We start from the raw sequence: 18,771 nt of genomic DNA, 5'->3' as shown, positions 1-18,771 counted from the left end.
CCTCCGCGGATTAATTGTGTCTGACGGACACAAATCAGTGTATGGTAGACACTATTCCGGATCAAGAGTCGTCCGGAGGAGCGCAGATGGTCACCCAGCCCCGTACCGCCGAGCTCCTGTGGGGATCGCCGGAGAGACCGAAGCGGGGACCGAAACCCGCGCTGAGCCTCGAGCAGATCGTCGCCACCGCGATCTCGATGGCGGATGCTGAGGGCCTCGCCACACTGTCGATGCAGCGCCTCGCCGAAGACCTCGGGTTCACCAAGATGTCCCTCTACCGCTACACCCCAGGCAAGGCCGAGTTGACCGCCCTCATGCTCGATGCCGCTCTCGGACCCGCGCCCGACCTGTCCGAGATCGACGGCGGCTGGCGCGCTGCGCTCCACGAGTGGGCTCTCCGGATGTGGGCGGGCCTGCGGCGGCATCCGTGGGTGGTGGACGTCGCGGTCGGCCCGCGAGTGATGGGCCCGAACGAACTGGACTGGCTCGAAACCGGCCTCGATGCCCTGCGCGACACGGGACTCACTGGCGGGGAACGCCTGGACGCGGTGGTCCTGATCACCGGTCACGTGCGCAGCCTCGCTCAGCAGACGACGGCGCCCGGCGCCGAAACCGACACACCGGAGAAGTCCCTGAACGCGATCATGACGGGCATCCTCGCCGACCACGCCGACCGCTACCCCCAGGTGACGGCCGCGTTCGCGTCGGCCAGTGCCACCTCCGGGCAGGACGACGCGCTGGAATTCGGCCTGGCCCGTATTTTCGACGGGCTCGCCGCCCTCGTCGCGGCCCGCGCCGGATGACACCCATTCCGCTTGCGGCTCGGCGCTCCTAACGTCATGGGTAGACCACATCGAGGAGACATCATGACGATCGACCGAGGACTACTGGCACTGCTCGAGGCAAAGCCGGGCAAGGGCGAAGAACTCGCCGCGTTCCTGAAGCAGGGGCGCGCCCTGGCGGCGGAAGAACAGGGCACCGTCACGCGTTCAAGGTCAGCGACACGACATACGGCATCTTCGACACGTTCGAGAACGAGGACGGCCGGCAGGCGCACCTGACCGGAGCCATCCCTCAGGCACTGGGCAAGGTCGGCCCCGACCTACTCGCCACCGACCCCGACATTCGTCCTGTCGACGTCATCGCCGTCAAATAATCACACCCCCTGTCGAGCACGGTTTACCTCCACCTCCCGTCGGGCACCCGACTACGGACATCGACCGACGAGAGGTTTGGTTCCCAGTGCGAGCAGTCACGTGGCAAGGCAAACGAAAGGTCAGCGTCGACACCGTCGCCGATCCGAAGATCGAACACCCGACCGACGCCATCATCAAGGTCACGACGACGAACATCTGCGGTTCCGATCTGCACCTGTACGAAACTCTCGGCCCGTTCATGGGAGAAGGGGACATCCTCGGCCATGAACCGATGGGGATCGTCGAGGAGGTCGGCACGGCGGCGGGCAACCTGAAGGTCGGCGACCGCGTCGTGATCCCGTTCCAGATCTCGTGCGGCGACTGCTTCATGTGCAACTTGCAGCTGTACACGCAGTGTGAAACGACGCAGGTTCGCGAGCAGGGCATGGGAGCGGCATTGTTCGGTTTCTCCAAGCTCTACGGCGAGGTGCCGGGAGGACAAGCCGAGTACCTGCGTGTTCCGCAGGCCCAGTTCACTCACATCACAGTGCCCGAGGGCCCGCCGGATTCCCGTTTCGTCTATCTGTCCGATGTGCTGCCCACGGCGTGGCAATCCGTCGAGTACGCCGCGATCCCCGAAGGCGGGTCGGTCACCGTGCTCGGCCTCGGACCGATCGGAGACATGGCAGCGCGCATCGCCCACCACAAGGGCGCACGGGTCATCGCCGTCGACAACGTCCCCGAGCGCCTTGCTCGCGCCAAGGCCCGGGGCATCGAAACCCTGAACCTGGACGAACACGGCGGCGATCTCGCCGACGTCATCCGCGACGCGACCGACGGTCGTGGCACCGACTCGGTGATCGACGCGGTCGGCATGGAGGCGCACGGTTCACCGATCGGCAAACTCGCCCAGCAGATCGTCGGGTATCTTCCCGATGCGGTCGCTGCGCCGCTCATGCAGAAGGCGGGGGTCGACCGTCTCGGCGCGCTGTATTCGGCGATCGACATCGTTCGTCGCGGAGGCACCATCTCCATCATCGGGGTCTACGGCGGCATGGCCGACCCGATTCCCATGCTCACCCTGTTCGACAAGCAGATTCAGCTGCGCATGGGCCAGGCCAACATCAAGAAGTGGGTCGACGACATCATGCCGCTCCTCGGCGACGACGACCCGCTCGGCGTCGACACTTTCGCCACTCACGAACTCCCCCTCGAACAGGCACCCCACGCCTACGAGATCTTCCAGAAAAAGCAGGACGGGGCGGTGAAGATCCAGCTCAAACCCTGAACAACGCAGGCGCAAGCGGCGGTGGCCGGGATCCCGTGACGGGTGTCCCGGCCACCGCCGCCGTTTGCGCGAACCGGATAGACCTCTCCGCGAGAATACCGCTGACCAGCACGGATGCCGGAGAAGTCCGCGTCACGCCCGGCGCATAGCGGATTGCCTCTTTCGGTGACGCCCCTCACACTTGTAAGCAAGGAAACCTGATATTCAGCCAACAGCTGTCGCAGGTCTTGCGTACGACCCGGCCGCAGCGAGGCGGCCGCCGAGCGAGGAGCAGTCAAGAATGACGCGAACCCTTCCCCCAGGCGTTTCCGACGAGCGATTCGACGCGGCGCTCCAGCGCTTCCGCGAGGTCGTCGGCGACAAATGGGTCCTGTCGACCGCAGACGAACTCGAAGCGTTCCGCGACCCGTACCCGGTCGGCGCCGCCGAGGCCAACATGCCGTCGGCCGTCGTCTCACCGGAGTCGACCGAGCAGGTCCAGGACATCGTCCGGATCGCCAACGAGTACGGCATCCCCCTCTCCCCGGTCTCGACCGGAAAGAACAACGGTTACGGCGGCGCCGCCCCGAGGCTGTCGGGTTCGGTGATCGTCAAGACCGGCGAGCGGATGAACCGAATCCTCGAGGTCAACGAGAAGTACGGCTACGCACTCCTCGAACCCGGGGTCACCTACTTCGACCTGTACGAGTACCTCCAGAGTCACGATTCCGGCCTGATGCTCGACTGTCCCGACCTGGGATGGGGCAGCGTGGTGGGAAACACCCTGGACCGCGGCGTCGGGTACACCCCGTACGGCGATCACTTCATGTGGCAGACGGGACTGGAAGTGGTCCTGCCGCAGGGCGAAGTGATGCGCACCGGGATGGGCGCACTGCCCGGCAGCGACGCGTGGCAATTGTTCCCCTACGGGTTCGGCCCCTTCCCGGACGGCATGTTCACCCAGTCGAATCTCGGGATCGTCACCAAGATGGGGATCGGCCTGATGCAGCGGCCGCCCGCGTCGCAGTCGTTCCTGATCACCTTCGACAAGGAGGAGGATCTCGAGCAAATCGTCGACATCATGCTGCCGCTGCGCATCAATATGGCTCCGCTGCAGAATGTTCCGGTGCTGCGCAACATCTTCATGGACGCGGCCGCGGTGTCGAAGCGCACCGAGTGGTTCGACGGCGACGGGCCGATGCCGGCCGAGGCGATCGAGCGGATGAAGAAGGATCTCGATCTCGGGTTCTGGAACTTCTACGGCACCCTGTACGGACCTCCGCCGCTGATCGAGATGTACTACGGAATGATCAAGGAGGCGTTCGGCAAGATTCCCGGTGCCCGCTTCTTCACACACGAGGAACGTGACGACCGCGGTGGACATGTGTTGCAGGACAGGCACAAGATCAACAACGGCATCCCCAGCCTGGACGAACTGCAACTCCTGGACTGGGTGCCCAACGGCGGGCACATCGGATTCTCCCCGGTGTCGGCGCCGGACGGTCGCGAGGCGATGAAGCAGTTCGAGATGGTCCGCGCTCGCGCCGACGAATACGCCAAGGACTACGCCGCGCAATTCATCATCGGGCTCCGCGAGATGCACCACGTGTGCCTGTTCATCTACGACACGGCGATCCCCGATGCTCGTGAGGAAATCCTGCAGATGACGAAGGTCCTCGTCCGCGAGGCCGCCGAAGCCGGCTACGGCGAATACCGCACCCACAACGCCCTGATGGACGACGTGATGGCGACGTTCGACTGGGGCGACGGTGCGCTGCTGAAGTTCCACGAGAAGATCAAGGACGCCCTCGACCCCAACGGCATCATCGCACCCGGTAAGTCCGGTGTGTGGCCGCAGCGGTTCCGTGGCCAGAACCTCTGACACGCAACGCGCCTCAGTGCGCGGGCGTCTCGGCCAGGGCGATCCGGCAGCGGCCGAGGTATCCGCGGAACGCATCGCGCTGACGAACACTCATGTCGGCGAGCATCTGTTCCTCCAGCCCGCAGATGCTCGTGTCGTATTCGGCGAGAAGGTCCAGAGCGTCCGCGGTGAGGCTGGTGAGCATCCGGCGACGATTGGCGGGGTCGACGCGCCTGGTCACCAGTCCGCGGCGCTCCAGCGCGGAGAGCATCTCGCCCATCGTCTGCGCGGTGACGAAGGAGTTTCGTGCCAGCTCGGCGGACGACAACCCGTCGCGCCGGCGCAGGACGGTCAGCGCCGTGTACTGCAGCGCGGTGATTCCCATCGGCCGCAGCAGGGCATCCATGTGCGATCGGATCGCCAGCTCGACCTGCTTGATCGCGTACAGCAGGGTCGGCGAGGAGTCGTGCGCGTACTCCCCGTCGAGCGGTGTCTCGTCGATCTCGTCCGGAAGGTCCGCCGTCATCGTCCACTTCTCCCCGCGCCTCGAGCTCGAGGCCCACGAACTCGGACCTCAGGTTTCCTGACCATCTTAGGTCGCCGAGCCGGGTTCGACCGCAACAACGAACACAAGGAACCCTGCCGAATACGGTCGGCAGCTCACACGAAGCGAAGGCAGCGACATGACAGTCACCGACGACACCGCCGTCATCACCCGACCGCGGATCGGGCCACGCCAGCTGTTCATCGACGGGCAGTGGCGCGACGCCGGTGCCGGGGAACGATTCGAGATCGTCGACCCCTCCACCGGGAAGCCCGTTACCACCGTCGCCGAGGCAGACGCGGACGATCTCGACTCCGCCGTACGCGCCGCACGTGCCGCGTTCGACGACGGTCGCTGGTCGGGACTGCCGGGCCGCGAACGGGCCCGGATCCTGCTTCGCGTCGCTGCGCTCGTCCGCGAACGGGCCGACGAGATCGTCGCCGTCGAGAGCGTCGACGTCGGCAAACCCGTCTCCCTGTGCCGACCGGTCGACGTGATGACCACCGCCGAGCAGTACGAGTACTGCGCCGCGCTCGCGCAGACCGCGGGCGGCTCGAACCGGGAGACTCCGCTCGACGCCCACGCCTACACTCGCCGCGAACCACTCGGCGTCGTCGGCGCCATCACCCCGTTCAACTTCCCGCTGATCCTCAGTACGTCGAAGATCGCACCCGCCCTGGCCGCCGGGAACACCGTGGTCCACAAGCCCGCCGAGGACACTCCGCTAAGTGCCCTGCTGATGGCGGAGATCCTCACCGAGGCAGGGGTTCCCGCGGGCGTGGTCAACGTCGTCACTGGCAAGGGGTCGACCGTGGGCGAGGCCCTGTTGCAGCACAAGGGGATCGACAAGATCGCGTTCACCGGATCGACGGCCGTCGGCCGGCACGCCGCGAGCGTCGCGGGAGAGAACCTCACGCCCGTCACCATGGAACTCGGTGGCAACGCCGCGCACATCGTCTTCGAGGACGCCGACGTGGACAAGGCGATCGGCGCGATCATCAAGGGCTTCGTGTTCAACACCGGACAGTTCTGCATGGGCGGGCCGCGGCTGCTGGTCGCCCGCCCGCTCTACGAGACGGTGCTCGGGATCCTCGGTCAGGCCGTTCCCGGTGTACCGGTGGGTGACCCGTTCGACCCGGCCACCGTCGTCGGACCGATGGCCGGGGACAAGCACGTGCGGAAGGTCGAGGAATACGTGCAGATCGCCCGCTCCGACGGTGGCCGCATCGTCGCCGGCGGTGAACGACTCGACCTGGGCGGCGGCTACTACTACAAGCCGACCGTCATCGCCGACCTGCCCAACACCTCCCGCGTCGTGCAGGAGGAAATTTTCGGGCCGGTGCTCACCGTGCAACCGTTCGACACCGAGGACGAGGCGATCGCGCTCGCCAACAGCACCGAATACGGACTCGCGTCGGGCCTGCAGACGTCGAACGTCGCACGGGCCCACCGCGTCGCGGCCCGGTTGCAGGCCGGCATCGTGTGGGTCAACGACTGGGCGATGCTCGACCCCGCCGTCCCGTTCGGCGGCGTCAAGAACTCCGGATTCGGCCGCGAATACGGCCCGGAGGCCCTCGAGTCGTATTCCAAGGTCAAGTCCGTCGTCATCTCCCTCGCCTAGAGCGCACCCACCTTTCAGGAGCAACCATGCCCACCAGCACCACCGCCGCCGTCGTCGAAACCGGCGGAGCGAAGTTCACCGTGTCCACCGTCGACCTCGACGAACCACGCTCCGACGAGATTCTCGTTCGTCTCGTCGCCGCGGGCCTCTGCCACACCGACCTCGGAGTGGCCTCGGGCGCGTTGCCGTTCCCGCTGCCCGGCGTGCTCGGGCACGAGGGAGCCGGGATCGTCGAGAAGGTCGGCGCCGGCGTGACGACAGTCGACGTCGGTGATCACGTCCTCCTGTCGTTCAGCTCATGCGGCTCGTGCGGGAACTGCCGCGACGGGCATCCGGCCTACTGCGCAACGTGGTTGCCGCTCAACCTGATCGGGGGCGGGCGTGCCGACGGAACCAGCCCCGTCAGCCGCGGCGGCGAGGCGATTGGTGGGCACTTCTTCGGGCAGTCCTCCTTCGCGCACCATGCCGTCGTCGACGCACGCAGTGCAGTGAAGGTCGACCCGGACGCCCCACTGGACATACTGGCGCCGCTGGGGTGCGGTGTGCAGACCGGTGTCGGGGCGGTGTGGAACGTACTGAAACCCCGCCCGGGCCAGACCGTACTCGTCACGGGGGCGGGCGCCGTCGGGTTGTCGGCGGTGATGGCCGCGGCTCTGACTCCGGCGTCGAAGGTGATCGTCGTCGACCGGGTTCCGGCGCGGCTCGATCTCGCCCGCGAACTCGGCGCGACCCAGGTGATCAACGCTGCCGAGGTCGACACCGCTGAGGCACTGGCGAAGATCGTTCCCGACGGCGTCGACGGCGCGGTCGAGACCACCGGCAACGTCGGGGTGCTGCGGACCGCGATCGACGCGCTCGCACCTCGCGGCACCGCCGTCATCGTCGGTGCACCGGCCTTCGGCACCGAGGTGCCGGTCGACGTCAACGCCATGATCCCGGGCCGCACCCTCGTCGGTCTGACGCTGGGCGACAGCGAAACCCAGACTCTCATCCCCGTTCTCGTCGACCTCGTCAAGTCGGGCCGGCTGCCGATCGACCGCCTCATCACCCACTACGGTTTCGACGACATCAACACCGCCGTCGCGGACATGACCAGCGGTGCCTCGATCAAACCGGTCCTCCGGTTCTGATCATCGAGAAGTGATCGCCCGCAGTGCCGCAGAAGGGCTTTCACCGAACATCTCGCGGTACTGCCCCGCGAAGCGACCCAGGTGGTTGAAACCCCACCGGTACGCGATCTCGGCGACGCCTGCCGTCTCGGGATCGGCCGCCAGCAGGTCGCCACGGACCTTCCGCAGGCGGAGGTCCCGCAGATAGCGCATCGGGGTGGTCTGCAACGACGTCTGGAAGCCGTGCTGCAGCCCCCGCAGACTCACCCCGACCGCGCCGGCGATCTCGAGGGCGGTCAACGGCTCGTCCGCGTGCGCCTCGATGTACTGCTTGGCGTGCTCGACCGCCGCCGGGCACGCGGGGGCGACGGTGGCTGCCAACTGCTCGCTGTAGTCGTGCCGCGACGCCAGGAGCAGCGACACGATCACGCTCTGCGTCAGCGGCGCCAGCAGTAGCGGGTGACGGAAGAGGGCGTCGGTGTCACGCAGTTGCACCGACAGGGCCTGCATCACGGACCACCACTGCTGCCCGTGGCCGGTGGTGATGTCCAACGCGAGATCGAAGGCGATCGGATTGCGGATCGGACGTCCGAGAAGCAGCGCGAGTTGCTCCTCGACGGCGCGGCGTTCGATCTTCATCCCCAGGATCCGTCGGGTCTCCTGCCCCCAGCCCTGGAGCACCGATCCGCGGTCCGCGCGGTACACGGCGGCGCACGACGGGGTCGAGATGATCCGGTCGGCGCCCGAGCTCGTCTTCAACCGGCCGCTCACCGGCACATTGACCTGATACCAGTCCTGGAGTTCGCCGGTCTCGATCTCGACCTCGGTGTCGTAGGACAGCCAGCCCATCGTGACGGGGCCCAACTCGGCGGCATCGAGGTGTATGCCGAAGCGCTGCTGATCGCCGAGAACTTCCACGGAGTGCGGGTAGAACAGTCGCCCACCCACGTGACGCGCCTCTTCGACGTCTCGGCTGACGAGAGAGACAGACGCTGGGCCGCCGACAGAGGTGGACATCCCACAATGAGACCAGAGTCACATCCGGATTGCAAGGTTTCCTTATCTTGAGGTCTGTCAAGGACAGTCTTCGAACCGTCCGATTGGGTAGTACCCGGACCGGTGGGTCCAGGGGCATACTTGGCCGGCTCGGGGGTTTCCGCAGACGATACGGAGAAACTGATGCTCGACCGGCTGTACGCCGCTGTCCTCACCGTTGCCGGCCTCGGCTACGGGGGATACATCCTCCTCGACGAGCTGACCGGCAGCTCGGACACACCCGGCGAGGACGACCATCACCTCCGCCGAGAATTCTCCGAACCGGTCTCCACGGCATAACCGCTCGGTTGAAGGACTCAGCGCTCATAGCGAAACGCGAGGGATGCGGATGCTACCGGCTCACGAGTTTGACCGCCGCGGCCTCGATGGTCTCCTCGGAGAGCAGGACCTCGAGGGCGGCGTCGCCGAGGGGGATGAAGCTGTCGTCGCTCGTGACGCGTGCCAGCGGCCCGGTGAAGCCGTCGTCGATCAACGCCGTCACCACACCTTCGGACACTCCCCCCGACTTGCGGGTTTCGTCGACGACGAGCACCCGGCCGGTGGCGTTCGCCTCCCGGAGAATGTCGTGCACCGGCAGCGGTGCGAGCCACCGCATGTCCACCACGCGCGCGGCGATGTTCGCCCGTTCGAGACGGCGCGCGACCCGCAGACTCATCCGGACCCCGTTGCCGAACGTGACGATCGTCAGGTCGGCGCCGTCACCGTACGTGCGGGCGGAGCCGATCGGCACGTGATTCCCGGCCCGCTTCACGGGATCCGGATACGGTGCCAGCCACTGCTCGTCACCGTCCTCGTACAAATCGCGGGTGTGATACAGCGCAATCGGTTCCAGATACACACACACCGCCCCCGCGGTGCGGGCGGCCGCCGCGCACGTGTGCATCATGGCCGCGGCGTCGTCGGGGCGCGCCGGGGACGCCACCACGATGCCCGGGACGTCGCGCAGTGCGGCGACGGCGTTGTCGTTGTGGAAATGCCCGCCGAACCCCTTCTGATACCCGTATCCGGCGACCCGCACCACCATCGGGTTGCGGTACTGGCGGTCGGAGAAGAACTGCAACGTCGCGCCTTCCCCCCGGATCTGATCGGCCGCATTGTGCAGATAGGCCAGGTACTGGATCTCCGAGATGGGCAGCAGCCCGGACACTCCCGCTCCCAGCGCGAGACCCAGGATCGCCTGCTCGTCGAGGAGCGTGTCGAACACCCGTGCCGACCCGGCCTTCTTCATCAGACCCCGGGTCACCCCGTACACCCCGCCCTTGCGGGCGACGTCCTCACCGAACACCAGCGCCTCGGGGTACCGGGCCAGCACGTCGAGCAGGGCACGATTGATCGCGAGAGCGGTGGTCAGCGGACCTTCGTCCTCGGGAAGCGGGGATCCGACGAACTGCGCGCGACGGTCCGGGTCGACGCGTTCCGGCGCGGCCGCGGCGGCCTGCTCGGCACTGTCGGTGAGGGGCTTCATCACCGCCGCGGGACTGTCCAGTTGAGGTAGTTCGCCGACCTGCTCAGCCAGTTCGAGGACCTCGGCGCGCTTCTTCTCGTAACGGTCGAGGATGTCGGTGGGACTCAGGTGTCCGCGCTCGATCAGCAGTTTCGCCGTGCACAGCACCGGATCCCGGTCGAAGTCGGCGGTGATCTCCGCCGATGTCCGGTACGCGGCCTCGACATCGGAGCCTGCGTGACCCATCAACCGGACGGTGCGCAGGTGCAGAAACGCGGGCTTCCGATTCCTCCGGACCCACTCGGCGGCCGACACTGCCGTGGCGTACGCCGCCGGCAGGTCGGAGCCGTCCGCCTCGAAGTACTCGAGGCCCGCACGGTCACCGAAGTTCGCGGCGATCCAGCCCTTCGGAGTCTTGGTGCTGATCCCGATCCCGTTGTCCTCGCACACCAGCAGCAGCGGCAACGGCAACCCCTGATAGGCGGCGTGCACCGCGGTATTGATGGCACCGACGGCGGTGGAATGGTTCGCGGACGCATCCCCGAAGCTGCCGACGGCGATCGCGTCCGCCGGCCACGGCGAGGGCACATGCACCTTCTCCGACCGGGCGATGGAGAAGGCGACACCGACAGCGCGTGGGAGATGCGAAGCGATGGTGGAGGTTTGGGGAATGATGTTGAGATCGTGGCGGCCGAACACCTTGTGCCGACCACCCGATATCGGTTCCTCCGTCGCGGCCACGAGACCGAGGAGGACGTCGCGCAGCGGATCACTGCCGTCCACCTGCTGCGCCCGCGCCAGGAAGAAACCACCGGAACGGTAGTGCAGCAGAGCGGGATCGGTGGGTCGCAGCGCGGCCGCGACAGCGGCATTGCCCTCGTGCCCGGAAGAGCCGATCGTGTAGAAACCCTTGCCCCGCGACCGCAACCAGCGGGCCGCCAGATCGAGATGCCTGCTGCCGACCTGGGCGTCGAAGAGGTCCAGAGCGCCCTGCACCGACAACGGGGACGGCGGCTGGATCGGATCCTCCGGACCGACGCCGGGGCGGCTCTCCCCGGGGACCAGCCCCGACACGACAGAGGTGAAGTAGTCGTCGATCTGTTCGGCCATTCCTCGATCATCCTGTGGCGCCGACCAGCGGGCAAGAGTCGCAGGATGGCAGCATGTCTGATTCAGCAGGTAGTGGATGCGCTCGACGGCACCACTACCTGCCGGGACAGACGTACTGCACATTCGAGAGACTGTGATCATGACCAATTCCCCCGCCGCCGAATACACGCTGGTGCGTGCTCGATGACCACGACGAGGACCGGTGTCGCCGTGATAGGTACCGGCACGATGGGCTCCGCAATCATGTGGAGACTGTCGGAGCGGGGTGTTCCTGCCGTCGGTCTCGAGCAGTTCACTCCCGGACACGATCGTGGCTCCGGGCACGGCGAGTCGCGCATCTTCAGAACCGCATATCATGAGGATCCCGCGTATGTCCCGATGCTCCGGGCCGCACTCCGAGGATGGCGGGAACTCGGTGAGCAAACCGGCGAACCCGTCCTGACGATGACCGGGGGCCTCAGCATCGGCCCCTCGACCGGCGTGATCGTGGGTGGCTCCCTCGAAGCAGCCAAGGTCCATGCCCTCACCCAGGAGATTCTCGACCCGGCCGAGTTCGCTACCCGGTTTCCTACTCAGCGATTGCGTGAGGAGGATACGGCCATCTGGGAGAAGGACGCCGGCGTGATAAGGCCGGAGTTGGCGATCATCGGTGCCGCGCGCCGTGCGTGCGAACTGGGTGCCTCTGTGCGTCCCGAGAGCCGCGTCCTGGGTATCGAGGACGGTCCCGGTGACACGGTGCTCGTGCGGCTCGACGACGAGGTCATTCGAGCCGACCACGTCGTGGTCGCCGCCGGCGCCTGGATTCCCGGCCTCCTCCCGGCCGCCCAGCTCCCGTTGACTGTGGAGCGCAAGATCCTCGCATGGTTCCCGGCCGAAGATCCGACGCAGTTCGAGCCGGACCGGTTCCCGATATTCCTGAGGGACAGCCCGGAAGGTACGTGGTACGGCTTCCCCACCATGGACGGCAAGACAGTCAAGATCGCGCTCCATCTCGGCGGGCGCGAGACCGACCCTGACGAGCTGGATCGTGTGGTCCACGACGGGGACACCGCCCCGTTGCGGGACCTCGTTCGTCGTTACCTGCCTGGATTGGGTTCGCGCCCCGTGCGGGCCGCGGTGTGTATGTACACGAACACGCCCGACGGGCACTTCGTCATCGGGAATCCCCCCGCCTATAGGAACGTGACGGTCGTGTCCGCGTGCTCTGGTCACGGATTCAAATTCGCACCGGTGATCGGGGAGATCGCCGCCGATCTCAGTTGCGGATCGTCCCCCGAATTCTCCTTGGAGTTGTTCGACGTCAACCGATTCGCGGATTGACACATCGGAATACGGCAGTCGCACGGTTGCGATCGAGGGGGAGGGCCGCCGGCTTCCCCTCGCCGGCTAGGCGGAGAAGTACTCCGGGGGTGTCGTCGAATCCAGTGCCAGTGCCACAGCCGCACGCGCCGCGACGGGACCCACCAGGTTTCCAGTCCCGTTGTACCCACCGATGGCGATGACACCGGGAAGAACCTCGGAGCAGAGGGGACGGCCGTCGGTGGTGTAACTCACGGACGCACCCCATCTGCGAACGACGTCGACGGGCTTGCCCGCCATACGTTCCGCTACTCGTTCGATGTAACCCTGGACGTCCGGAGTGGGTGACGTGTCGAATGTCCACTCGGTGTCGACGAAACGGTCTCGCCCGCCCCCGACGAACAGGCGCCCATCCTTCGCTTGCTGGGCGTAGTCGTATCCCCAGCGTCCGTACACAGGACACGGCAGGCGTTCGGGCAGCCCCGGCGCCGTCCCGAGCATTTGCAGGCGTGCCGTCCGGACCCGCCCCTGCAAGTCCGGGAGGACCTGTTCGAGTTTGCCGTCCACCGCGACAATGACGACAGGCGCACTGACCGTACCGTGTTCTGTTGTCACCCTTCCACTCTCCACGGTGGTGACAGGCGAGTGCTCGTACAGGCCGGCCCGCCCCCGAAGGAGTGACGCCAGCCCCAGAGCTCGGCGGGAGGGGTTCATGGCGGCGTCGTCGGGCAGAAACAGGCCGCGCCCGAGCTCGCCGTCGTATTCTTCGACAGCGATGTCGTGCTCCCGCAGCACCGCTTCCAGTGCTGCGCAATCCGCGAGTTCCGCCACACGGTCGGCGGCCTCGGCGTCGTCGACAGGTTCGCCGGGCAATCCCGCGAGGCGAATGGAGCCCGTCCGTGCGATGATCTCCGGCCCCAGCATGTCGGCAAGCCGGTCCAACTCGAGAAGAGTTGCGCGATAGAGATCGACCGACGACGTCCCCCAGGTCGCGAGGGACGAGTGGAGGAAAGTCGCCGGGCCGCCCAGGAGGAAGCCGCCGTTGCGCCCCGCCGCGCCGGCCGCGACCCGCCCGGCGTCGACGCCGACAACCTGCAGCCCACGTTCGACCAGGGCGCCGATCGCCGCGAGACCCGACCCGCCGAGGCCGACGACACACACGTCGGCCGTGACATTCTGTTCCAACACCGGAAGACCGTTCCACGAGGCGACCACCGGGTCGTAGTCCCAGGCGCTCACCGAGTCCCACTGGGTCTCGGATCGACGATTCGTCATCGCATTTCCCTATCGTTCAGCTCGATGCGTTCCGGTACGCCGGGCGGCGACTCTACCCCGTGCCCGTCGGTCGTTCCCGACATTCGCCAGGCGGTGCCGAGCGCGGTGCGGGTCGCGGAGTCCAGCAGGTGAGTGTATGGCGTTCTCCGATGATAGATCGCGGACGATGCGGCTCAGCTCACCTTCTTGATCAGGTCGGCGAGCTCGGCCAGTTCGACGGCGTCGAGGTCGGTCAACGGCGCGCGGACGGGGCCGGCGGGTCGGTCGATCACCGTCATGCCGGCCTTGATGATGCTGACCGCGTAGCCCTGTTTCTTGTTGCGCAGGTTGCAGTACGGGATCACGAACTCGTTGAGCGCGTTGATGACGAACGCGTTGTCTCCGCTGCGGAGCGCGTTGTAGAAATCGATCGCGAACTTCGGCACGAAGTTGTAGATGGCCGAGGAGTACGTGGTGACACCCAGCGCGAGATACGGCAGTGCGAACATCTCGGCGGTGGGCAGTCCACCGACGTAGGTCAACCGGTCGCCGAGACTCGCGTAGATGCGCGTCATCTGCTCGATGTTGCCGACACCGTCCTTGAACCCGACCAGGTTCGGGCAGCTGTCCGCGAGCTCCGCGACAGCGGCCTCGGTGTAGACGGCGTTCGCACGACTGTAGATCGTCACCCCGAGACTGGTTGCGGCACACACGTCTTTGACGTGGGCGACGAGGCCGTCCTGGCTCGCCTCCGTGAGATACGGGGGAAGCAAAAGGATCCCGTGCGCGCCGACGCTCTCCGCCGACCGGGCCATCTGCACGGCGGTGGCCGTTCCGTAACCGGCGGGTGCGATCACCGGGAGACCGTCGGGTGCCTCCTGCACCGCGGCCCGGACCACTCGCTCCACCTCCGGCGGGGTGAGCGAGAAGAACTCACCCGTGCCACCTGCGGCGAACAACCCGGAGGCGTCGAACTGCCCGAGCCAGCCGATGTTCTCGCGGTACGCGGCCTCGTCGAACGAGTGGTCGTCCTTGAAGTGGGTGACCGGGAACGACAACAGACCGGAGCCGAGCTTGTGAGCGATCTCGTGGGGGGACGCAGTGGCCATGGGTTTCGTTCTCCTCGTTCGCAATCGCGTCACCGTCGGTGCGCGCTGTGTCCCCAAGGCTAGGAGCGTCAACCATTCAAGTCCAACACTAGTTATGGATCTTTTGATACCGAAAAGGCATCAAAGGATCCATCTGCGCCGAACCAACGGGACGCTCGTTCGATCTGACGCAACGAGCGTCCCGTTCGTTCAGGAGATGTCGAGTGCGGCGCGGACGATGCTGTCGGTGTCGATGCCGTGGTAGCGGTACACATCGTCGAGGGAGCCGACCTGCCCGAACCGGCTGACACCGAGCGCGGCACCGGGGACGTGGTTGATCCCGGCCAGGAACGCGAGGGTGTGCGGGTGCCCGTCCAGGACGGTCACCATCGGTGCCGCCCGGTCGGCGGGGAACACCTGGTCCAGGATCCACGACGGGCCGTCGGCGAGTCCGCGGCGCGCCTGCATCGCCTCGAACAACAGCCCGGGGCTGGTCACGCACACGACGTCCGCGGCGATGCCCTGCTCGGCCAACCGGTCTGCGGCGGTCAGGGTTTCGGTGATCATCGCACCCATGCCGACCAACGTGACGGCGGGCTTCTCGGTGTGGCGGAGGGTGTATGCGCCGGCGACGACCTGACGGCGGCGACGTTCCCGGGCGGCCGGGTCGGTCGGCACGGCCGCGAGGGTCTGATCGACCGGGCGGGTCGACAGCCGCAGGTACGACGAGGAGCCGTCCGGTCGGCCCAGCCGGGAGATGCTGTCGAGCAGCGTCCACTCGACGTCGATCGCGAAGGCCGGTTCGTAGCTGACACAGCCGGGTTGCTCGAGGCCGATCGACGGGGTCTTGATCGACTGATGCGCCCCACCCTCGGCGGCGAGGGTGACCCCGGACGGGGTGCCGACCAGGATCGACTGCCCACCCGCATAGATCCCGTACGACCACGGCTCCAGCGCCCGTTCGACGAACGGGTCGTACATCACCCCGATCGGGAACAGCGGCTGCCCCCACCGGCTCCAGGTGGCACCGAGCTCACCCATCAACCCGACCAGGTTCGTCTCGGCGATGCCGAGTTCCATGTGCTGCCCGGTGGGCTTTTCCCGCCAGTGCATGATCGTCTCGGCGTCGTCGTCGAACCAGTTGCGGCGCTCGTTGGGCGACCACACCCCCACCTTGTTCAGCCACCCCGCCAGATTCGTGGTCGAGGAGACGTCGGGGCTGACCGTGACCACCCGCTTCGCCGCGTCGGGGGCCTCCCGGGACAGGTCGAGCAGCGCCCGACCCAGTGCGGCCTGGGTCGTGGAGGTGCCGGACGGGGTGCGGCCGATGTCGGCCGGCACCGCGGGCGGGGTTGCCGGTTCGACGGGGTTCCGCCGCAACCGGTCCGCGGTCGTCGCGCACACCCGGCCCGCCGCACTGCCGGCCTCGAACCGGGCCCACGGGTTCGCCGGGTCCATGCCCAGCTCCGCGGCCAGCTGCTCGTACTGCTCGACGGTCAGCAGCGAGGAGTGGTTCTGCGGATGCCCCTGCGTCGGCAGGCCGCGGCCCTTGATCGTGTAGGCGATGATCACCGTCGGCCGGGTGTCGTCGATCTGCCCGTACGCGGCGCGGAGGGCGTCGAGGTCGTGGCCGCCGAGGTTCCGGATCGCCCTCAGCAGGGTGTCATCGTCGAGGTCGGCGATCAGCGACGCGATCGCCGCCGCATCGGGGCCGTCGCCGGGGAGCCGCACCCGCACCTGCTCGGCGTCGCACCGCAGCAGCCGCTGGTATTCGGGGTTGGGCATGTCCAGGATCCGGGTCCGCAGCGCCGCACCACCGGTCCGGGTGAACAGCGACTCCAGCAGGGTCCCGAATTTCACGGTGATCACCTGCCACCCGGCGGCAGCGAACATGGCCTCGAGCCGGACGGCGGCGATGTTGGGCACCACCCGGTCCAGGGACTGCCGGTTCAGGTCGACGATCCACACGATCTCACCGAGCTCGGACACGGACGTGTCGAGGATTGCCTCCCACACCGCGCCCTCGTCCAGCTCGGCGTCACCGACGAGGGAGTACTGCCGGCCCGTGCCGGCGCCGCCGATGGTGGTGTCGACGTAGCGGCGGGCGATGGCACCCCAGATCGGGGCGGTCGCGCCGATGCCGACCGACCCGGTCGAATAGTCCACCGGATCCGGATCTTTCGACCGGCTCGGGTAGGACTGCAGCCCGCCGAACTCCCGCAACGTCGTCAGATACTTCTCGTCCAGCTCACCGAGCAGGTAGTTGATGCCGTGCAGCACCGGCGACGCGTGGGGTTTGACCGACACTCGGTCACCCGGCCGGAGCTGCTCGAACCACAGCGACGTCATGATCGAGACCATCGACGCGCACGACGCCTGATGGCCACCCACCTTCAACCCCGTCGGATTCGGGCGAACCCGGTTGGCGTGGTGGATCATCGACGTCGCCAACCAGAGCACGCGCTTCTCGATCTCCACGAGCGCTTCCGGAGTGGCCGCGCGCGGGGTGAGCTGCGCCGTGTGGTCGTCGATCGTGCGGGCGTCGTTCATCGTTTCGTCCTTGCCTGTGAGTTCCTGGCACCGAATCCGATCCTCCTCGGCCCAGTTCGTGAGCGAGGCGTATCGGCGGTGACGGGCAGGCGGACCTGTGGGAACCGACCTCACCGCATCTTCGAGGTCTCGTGTGCAGATCTCTCACAACAGTCGACCACCGGAACGCACTTTGAGCAATACCGAGCGTCACGTTTGAGCATCCTGCGCATGTTCGGAGCAGCCACCGTGGGCGGCGGTTGGCAAAATGCCCAGCACGACCGCCGCCGCTACCCTCCGGCGCTACCCTGACCGGGAGGGCTCCGCACCGCGCACACCGACCCAGGGGGAAGCGTGACCACCACACCAGACCGCGTTCGCACGGCGTTCCCGGAGATCAGCTCTCGTGCGTGGGAGCACCCCGCGGATCGGGCGGCGCTCGTCACCCTGCGCACCTTGAAGGGGTTCGACACGGTCTTCCGGACCATCTCGGGTCTGTTGCAGGAGCGCCAGCACCGGCTGATGTACCTCGCGACGTCCGTGCGCGTCGACGAACGGCAGTTCAGCGATCTCCACGACCTGCGCAGCGACTGCGTGCGCATTCTCGGCGCCGACGAAACACCCGAGCTGTTCGTGCTGCAGACGCCGGTCGTGAATGCCTTCACCATCGGCATGGACCGGCCGTTCATCGTGGTCACCACCGGACTGCTCGACGTGATGAATTTCGAGGAGCAGCGGTTCATCATCGGTCACGAACTCGGGCACGCGCTGTCGGGGCACGCGGTGTATCGCACGATCCTCATGCATCTGATGCGCTTGGCCGGGACCATCGGCTGGATCCCGATCGGCGGGTGGGCGCTGCGCGCGATCATCGCCGCGCTCATGGAATGGCAGCGTAAGTCGGAACTGTCCGGTGACCGTGCCGGATTGCTGTGCGGGCAGGACGTCCACACGGCTCTTCGCGTGCAGCTGAAGTTGGCCGGTGGTTCCCGGGTCAGCGAGATCGACACCGACGCCTTCCTGGCGCAGGCAGCCGAGTACGACGCCAGCGGCGACCTGCGCGACGGTGTCCTCAAGCTCCTCAACATCGAACTGCTCTCCCACCCGTTCTCGGTGCTGCGCGCCGCCGAGCTGAAGAAGTGGGTGGACAGCGGCGCCTACGCGGCGATCCTCCGCGGGGAGTACCCGCGCCGCAGCGAGGACGACGACGCCAAGATCAGCGAAGAATTTCGCAAGGCCGCGAAATCGTACAAACAGAATTTCGACACCTCGAACGACCCGCTGATCCGCATGCTCCGCGAGATCGGCAGCGGACTGGGCACCACCGTGGACGCCGTCGGCAACGGCGTCGGCGACGTCGCGGCGGACATCAAGGAGCGGTTCACGCACTGGCGCAGGAACTCCGACGGCAAGAAGGATTCCGACGGCGACAGCTGACCGGGAACCCATCGGA

15 protein-coding genes are annotated in these 18,771 nt (G+C 66.9%); 9 read left to right on the top strand and 6 right to left on the bottom strand.

Annotated features, from left to right (window positions below; genetic code table 11):
- Positions 1-86: 86 nt before the first annotated feature.
- The 4 genes from JVH1_RS20950 to JVH1_RS20935 all read left to right on the top strand — a co-directional run bounded on the left by JVH1_RS20950 (position 87) and on the right by JVH1_RS20935 (position 4,285).
- Complete coding sequence (locus JVH1_RS20950; RefSeq protein WP_009476231.1) at positions 87-803, top strand: TetR/AcrR family transcriptional regulator; 717 nt, start codon at positions 87-89, stop codon at positions 801-803.
- Positions 804-866: 63 nt separating this feature from the next.
- Positions 867-1,061, top strand: a complete 195-nt coding sequence (locus JVH1_RS20945) for a hypothetical protein (RefSeq protein WP_009476232.1) — start codon at positions 867-869, stop codon at positions 1,059-1,061.
- A gap of 181 nt (positions 1,062-1,242) precedes the next feature.
- Positions 1,243-2,424, top strand: a complete 1,182-nt coding sequence (locus tag JVH1_RS20940) for a zinc-dependent alcohol dehydrogenase (RefSeq protein WP_009476233.1) — start codon at positions 1,243-1,245, stop codon at positions 2,422-2,424.
- 280 nt (positions 2,425-2,704) lie between these two features.
- Positions 2,705-4,285, top strand: a complete 1,581-nt coding sequence (locus JVH1_RS20935) for an FAD-binding oxidoreductase (RefSeq protein ID WP_009476235.1) — start codon at positions 2,705-2,707, stop codon at positions 4,283-4,285.
- A 13-nt stretch (positions 4,286-4,298) separates the two neighbouring features.
- Here JVH1_RS20935 and JVH1_RS20930 read toward each other — a convergent pair whose 3' ends face one another.
- Positions 4,299-4,790: a MarR family winged helix-turn-helix transcriptional regulator gene (locus tag JVH1_RS20930; RefSeq protein WP_009476236.1), complete on the bottom strand. Its 492-nt coding sequence runs from the start codon at positions 4,788-4,790 to the stop codon at positions 4,299-4,301.
- A 157-nt stretch (positions 4,791-4,947) separates the two neighbouring features.
- Here JVH1_RS20930 and JVH1_RS20925 point away from each other — a divergent pair, with 157 nt between their 5' ends.
- Both JVH1_RS20925 and JVH1_RS20920 read left to right on the top strand, forming a co-directional pair.
- Positions 4,948-6,429, top strand: a complete 1,482-nt coding sequence (locus JVH1_RS20925; RefSeq protein WP_009476237.1) for an aldehyde dehydrogenase — start codon at positions 4,948-4,950, stop codon at positions 6,427-6,429.
- Between the two features lie 26 nt (positions 6,430-6,455).
- Entirely contained in the window at positions 6,456-7,559 is a 1,104-nt protein-coding gene (locus JVH1_RS20920; protein WP_009476238.1) for an NAD(P)-dependent alcohol dehydrogenase, read from the top strand.
- Here the strand turns inward: JVH1_RS20920 and JVH1_RS20915 are convergent, their stop codons facing one another.
- Positions 7,560-8,555: an AraC family transcriptional regulator gene (locus tag JVH1_RS20915; RefSeq protein WP_202803491.1), complete on the bottom strand. Its 996-nt coding sequence runs from the start codon at positions 8,553-8,555 to the stop codon at positions 7,560-7,562.
- A 162-nt stretch (positions 8,556-8,717) separates the two neighbouring features.
- On the opposite strand from JVH1_RS20915, the gene JVH1_RS20910 reads away from it, so the two are divergent.
- A complete protein-coding gene (locus JVH1_RS20910) occupies positions 8,718-8,873 on the top strand; it encodes a hypothetical protein (protein ID WP_009476240.1) in 156 nt (51 codons plus the stop codon).
- 52 nt (positions 8,874-8,925) lie between these two features.
- On the opposite strand, the gene JVH1_RS20905 is transcribed toward JVH1_RS20910, so the two are convergent.
- The gene (locus JVH1_RS20905; RefSeq protein WP_009476241.1) at positions 8,926-11,148 is read right to left on the bottom strand and encodes a thiamine pyrophosphate-dependent enzyme; all 2,223 of its coding nucleotides are present in this window, start codon (positions 11,146-11,148) and stop codon (positions 8,926-8,928) included.
- Positions 11,149-11,331: 183 nt separating this feature from the next.
- Here JVH1_RS20905 and solA point away from each other — a divergent pair, with 183 nt between their 5' ends.
- Entirely contained in the window at positions 11,332-12,468 is a 1,137-nt protein-coding gene (gene solA / locus JVH1_RS20900; protein WP_009476243.1) for an N-methyl-L-tryptophan oxidase, read from the top strand.
- 66 nt (positions 12,469-12,534) lie between these two features.
- Here the strand turns inward: solA and JVH1_RS20895 are convergent, their stop codons facing one another.
- The 3 genes from JVH1_RS20895 to JVH1_RS20885 all read right to left on the bottom strand — a co-directional run bounded on the left by JVH1_RS20895 (position 12,535) and on the right by JVH1_RS20885 (position 17,339).
- A complete protein-coding gene (locus tag JVH1_RS20895) occupies positions 12,535-13,722 on the bottom strand; it encodes an FAD-binding oxidoreductase (RefSeq protein WP_009476244.1) in 1,188 nt (395 codons plus the stop codon).
- 173 nt (positions 13,723-13,895) lie between these two features.
- Complete coding sequence (gene kdgD / locus JVH1_RS20890; RefSeq protein ID WP_009476245.1) at positions 13,896-14,810, bottom strand: 5-dehydro-4-deoxyglucarate dehydratase; 915 nt, start codon at positions 14,808-14,810, stop codon at positions 13,896-13,898.
- A gap of 189 nt (positions 14,811-14,999) precedes the next feature.
- The gene (locus tag JVH1_RS20885) at positions 15,000-17,339 is read right to left on the bottom strand and encodes a transketolase C-terminal domain-containing protein (RefSeq protein ID WP_083849789.1); all 2,340 of its coding nucleotides are present in this window, start codon (positions 17,337-17,339) and stop codon (positions 15,000-15,002) included.
- A gap of 333 nt (positions 17,340-17,672) precedes the next feature.
- Here JVH1_RS20885 and JVH1_RS20880 point away from each other — a divergent pair, with 333 nt between their 5' ends.
- Positions 17,673-18,755 (top strand): M48 family metallopeptidase, encoded by a 1,083-nt coding sequence (locus tag JVH1_RS20880; protein ID WP_009476248.1) that lies wholly within the window; start codon positions 17,673-17,675, stop codon positions 18,753-18,755.
- Positions 18,756-18,771: the final 16 nt, after the last annotated feature.

It is taken from the genome of Rhodococcus sp. JVH1 (genome assembly GCF_000280725.2).
Classification (GTDB): domain Bacteria; phylum Actinomycetota; class Actinomycetes; order Mycobacteriales; family Mycobacteriaceae; genus Rhodococcus_F; species Rhodococcus_F jostii_A.
The sequence above is the reverse complement of the archived record's forward strand: the minus strand, read 5'-3'. Positions and strand labels throughout refer to the sequence as shown.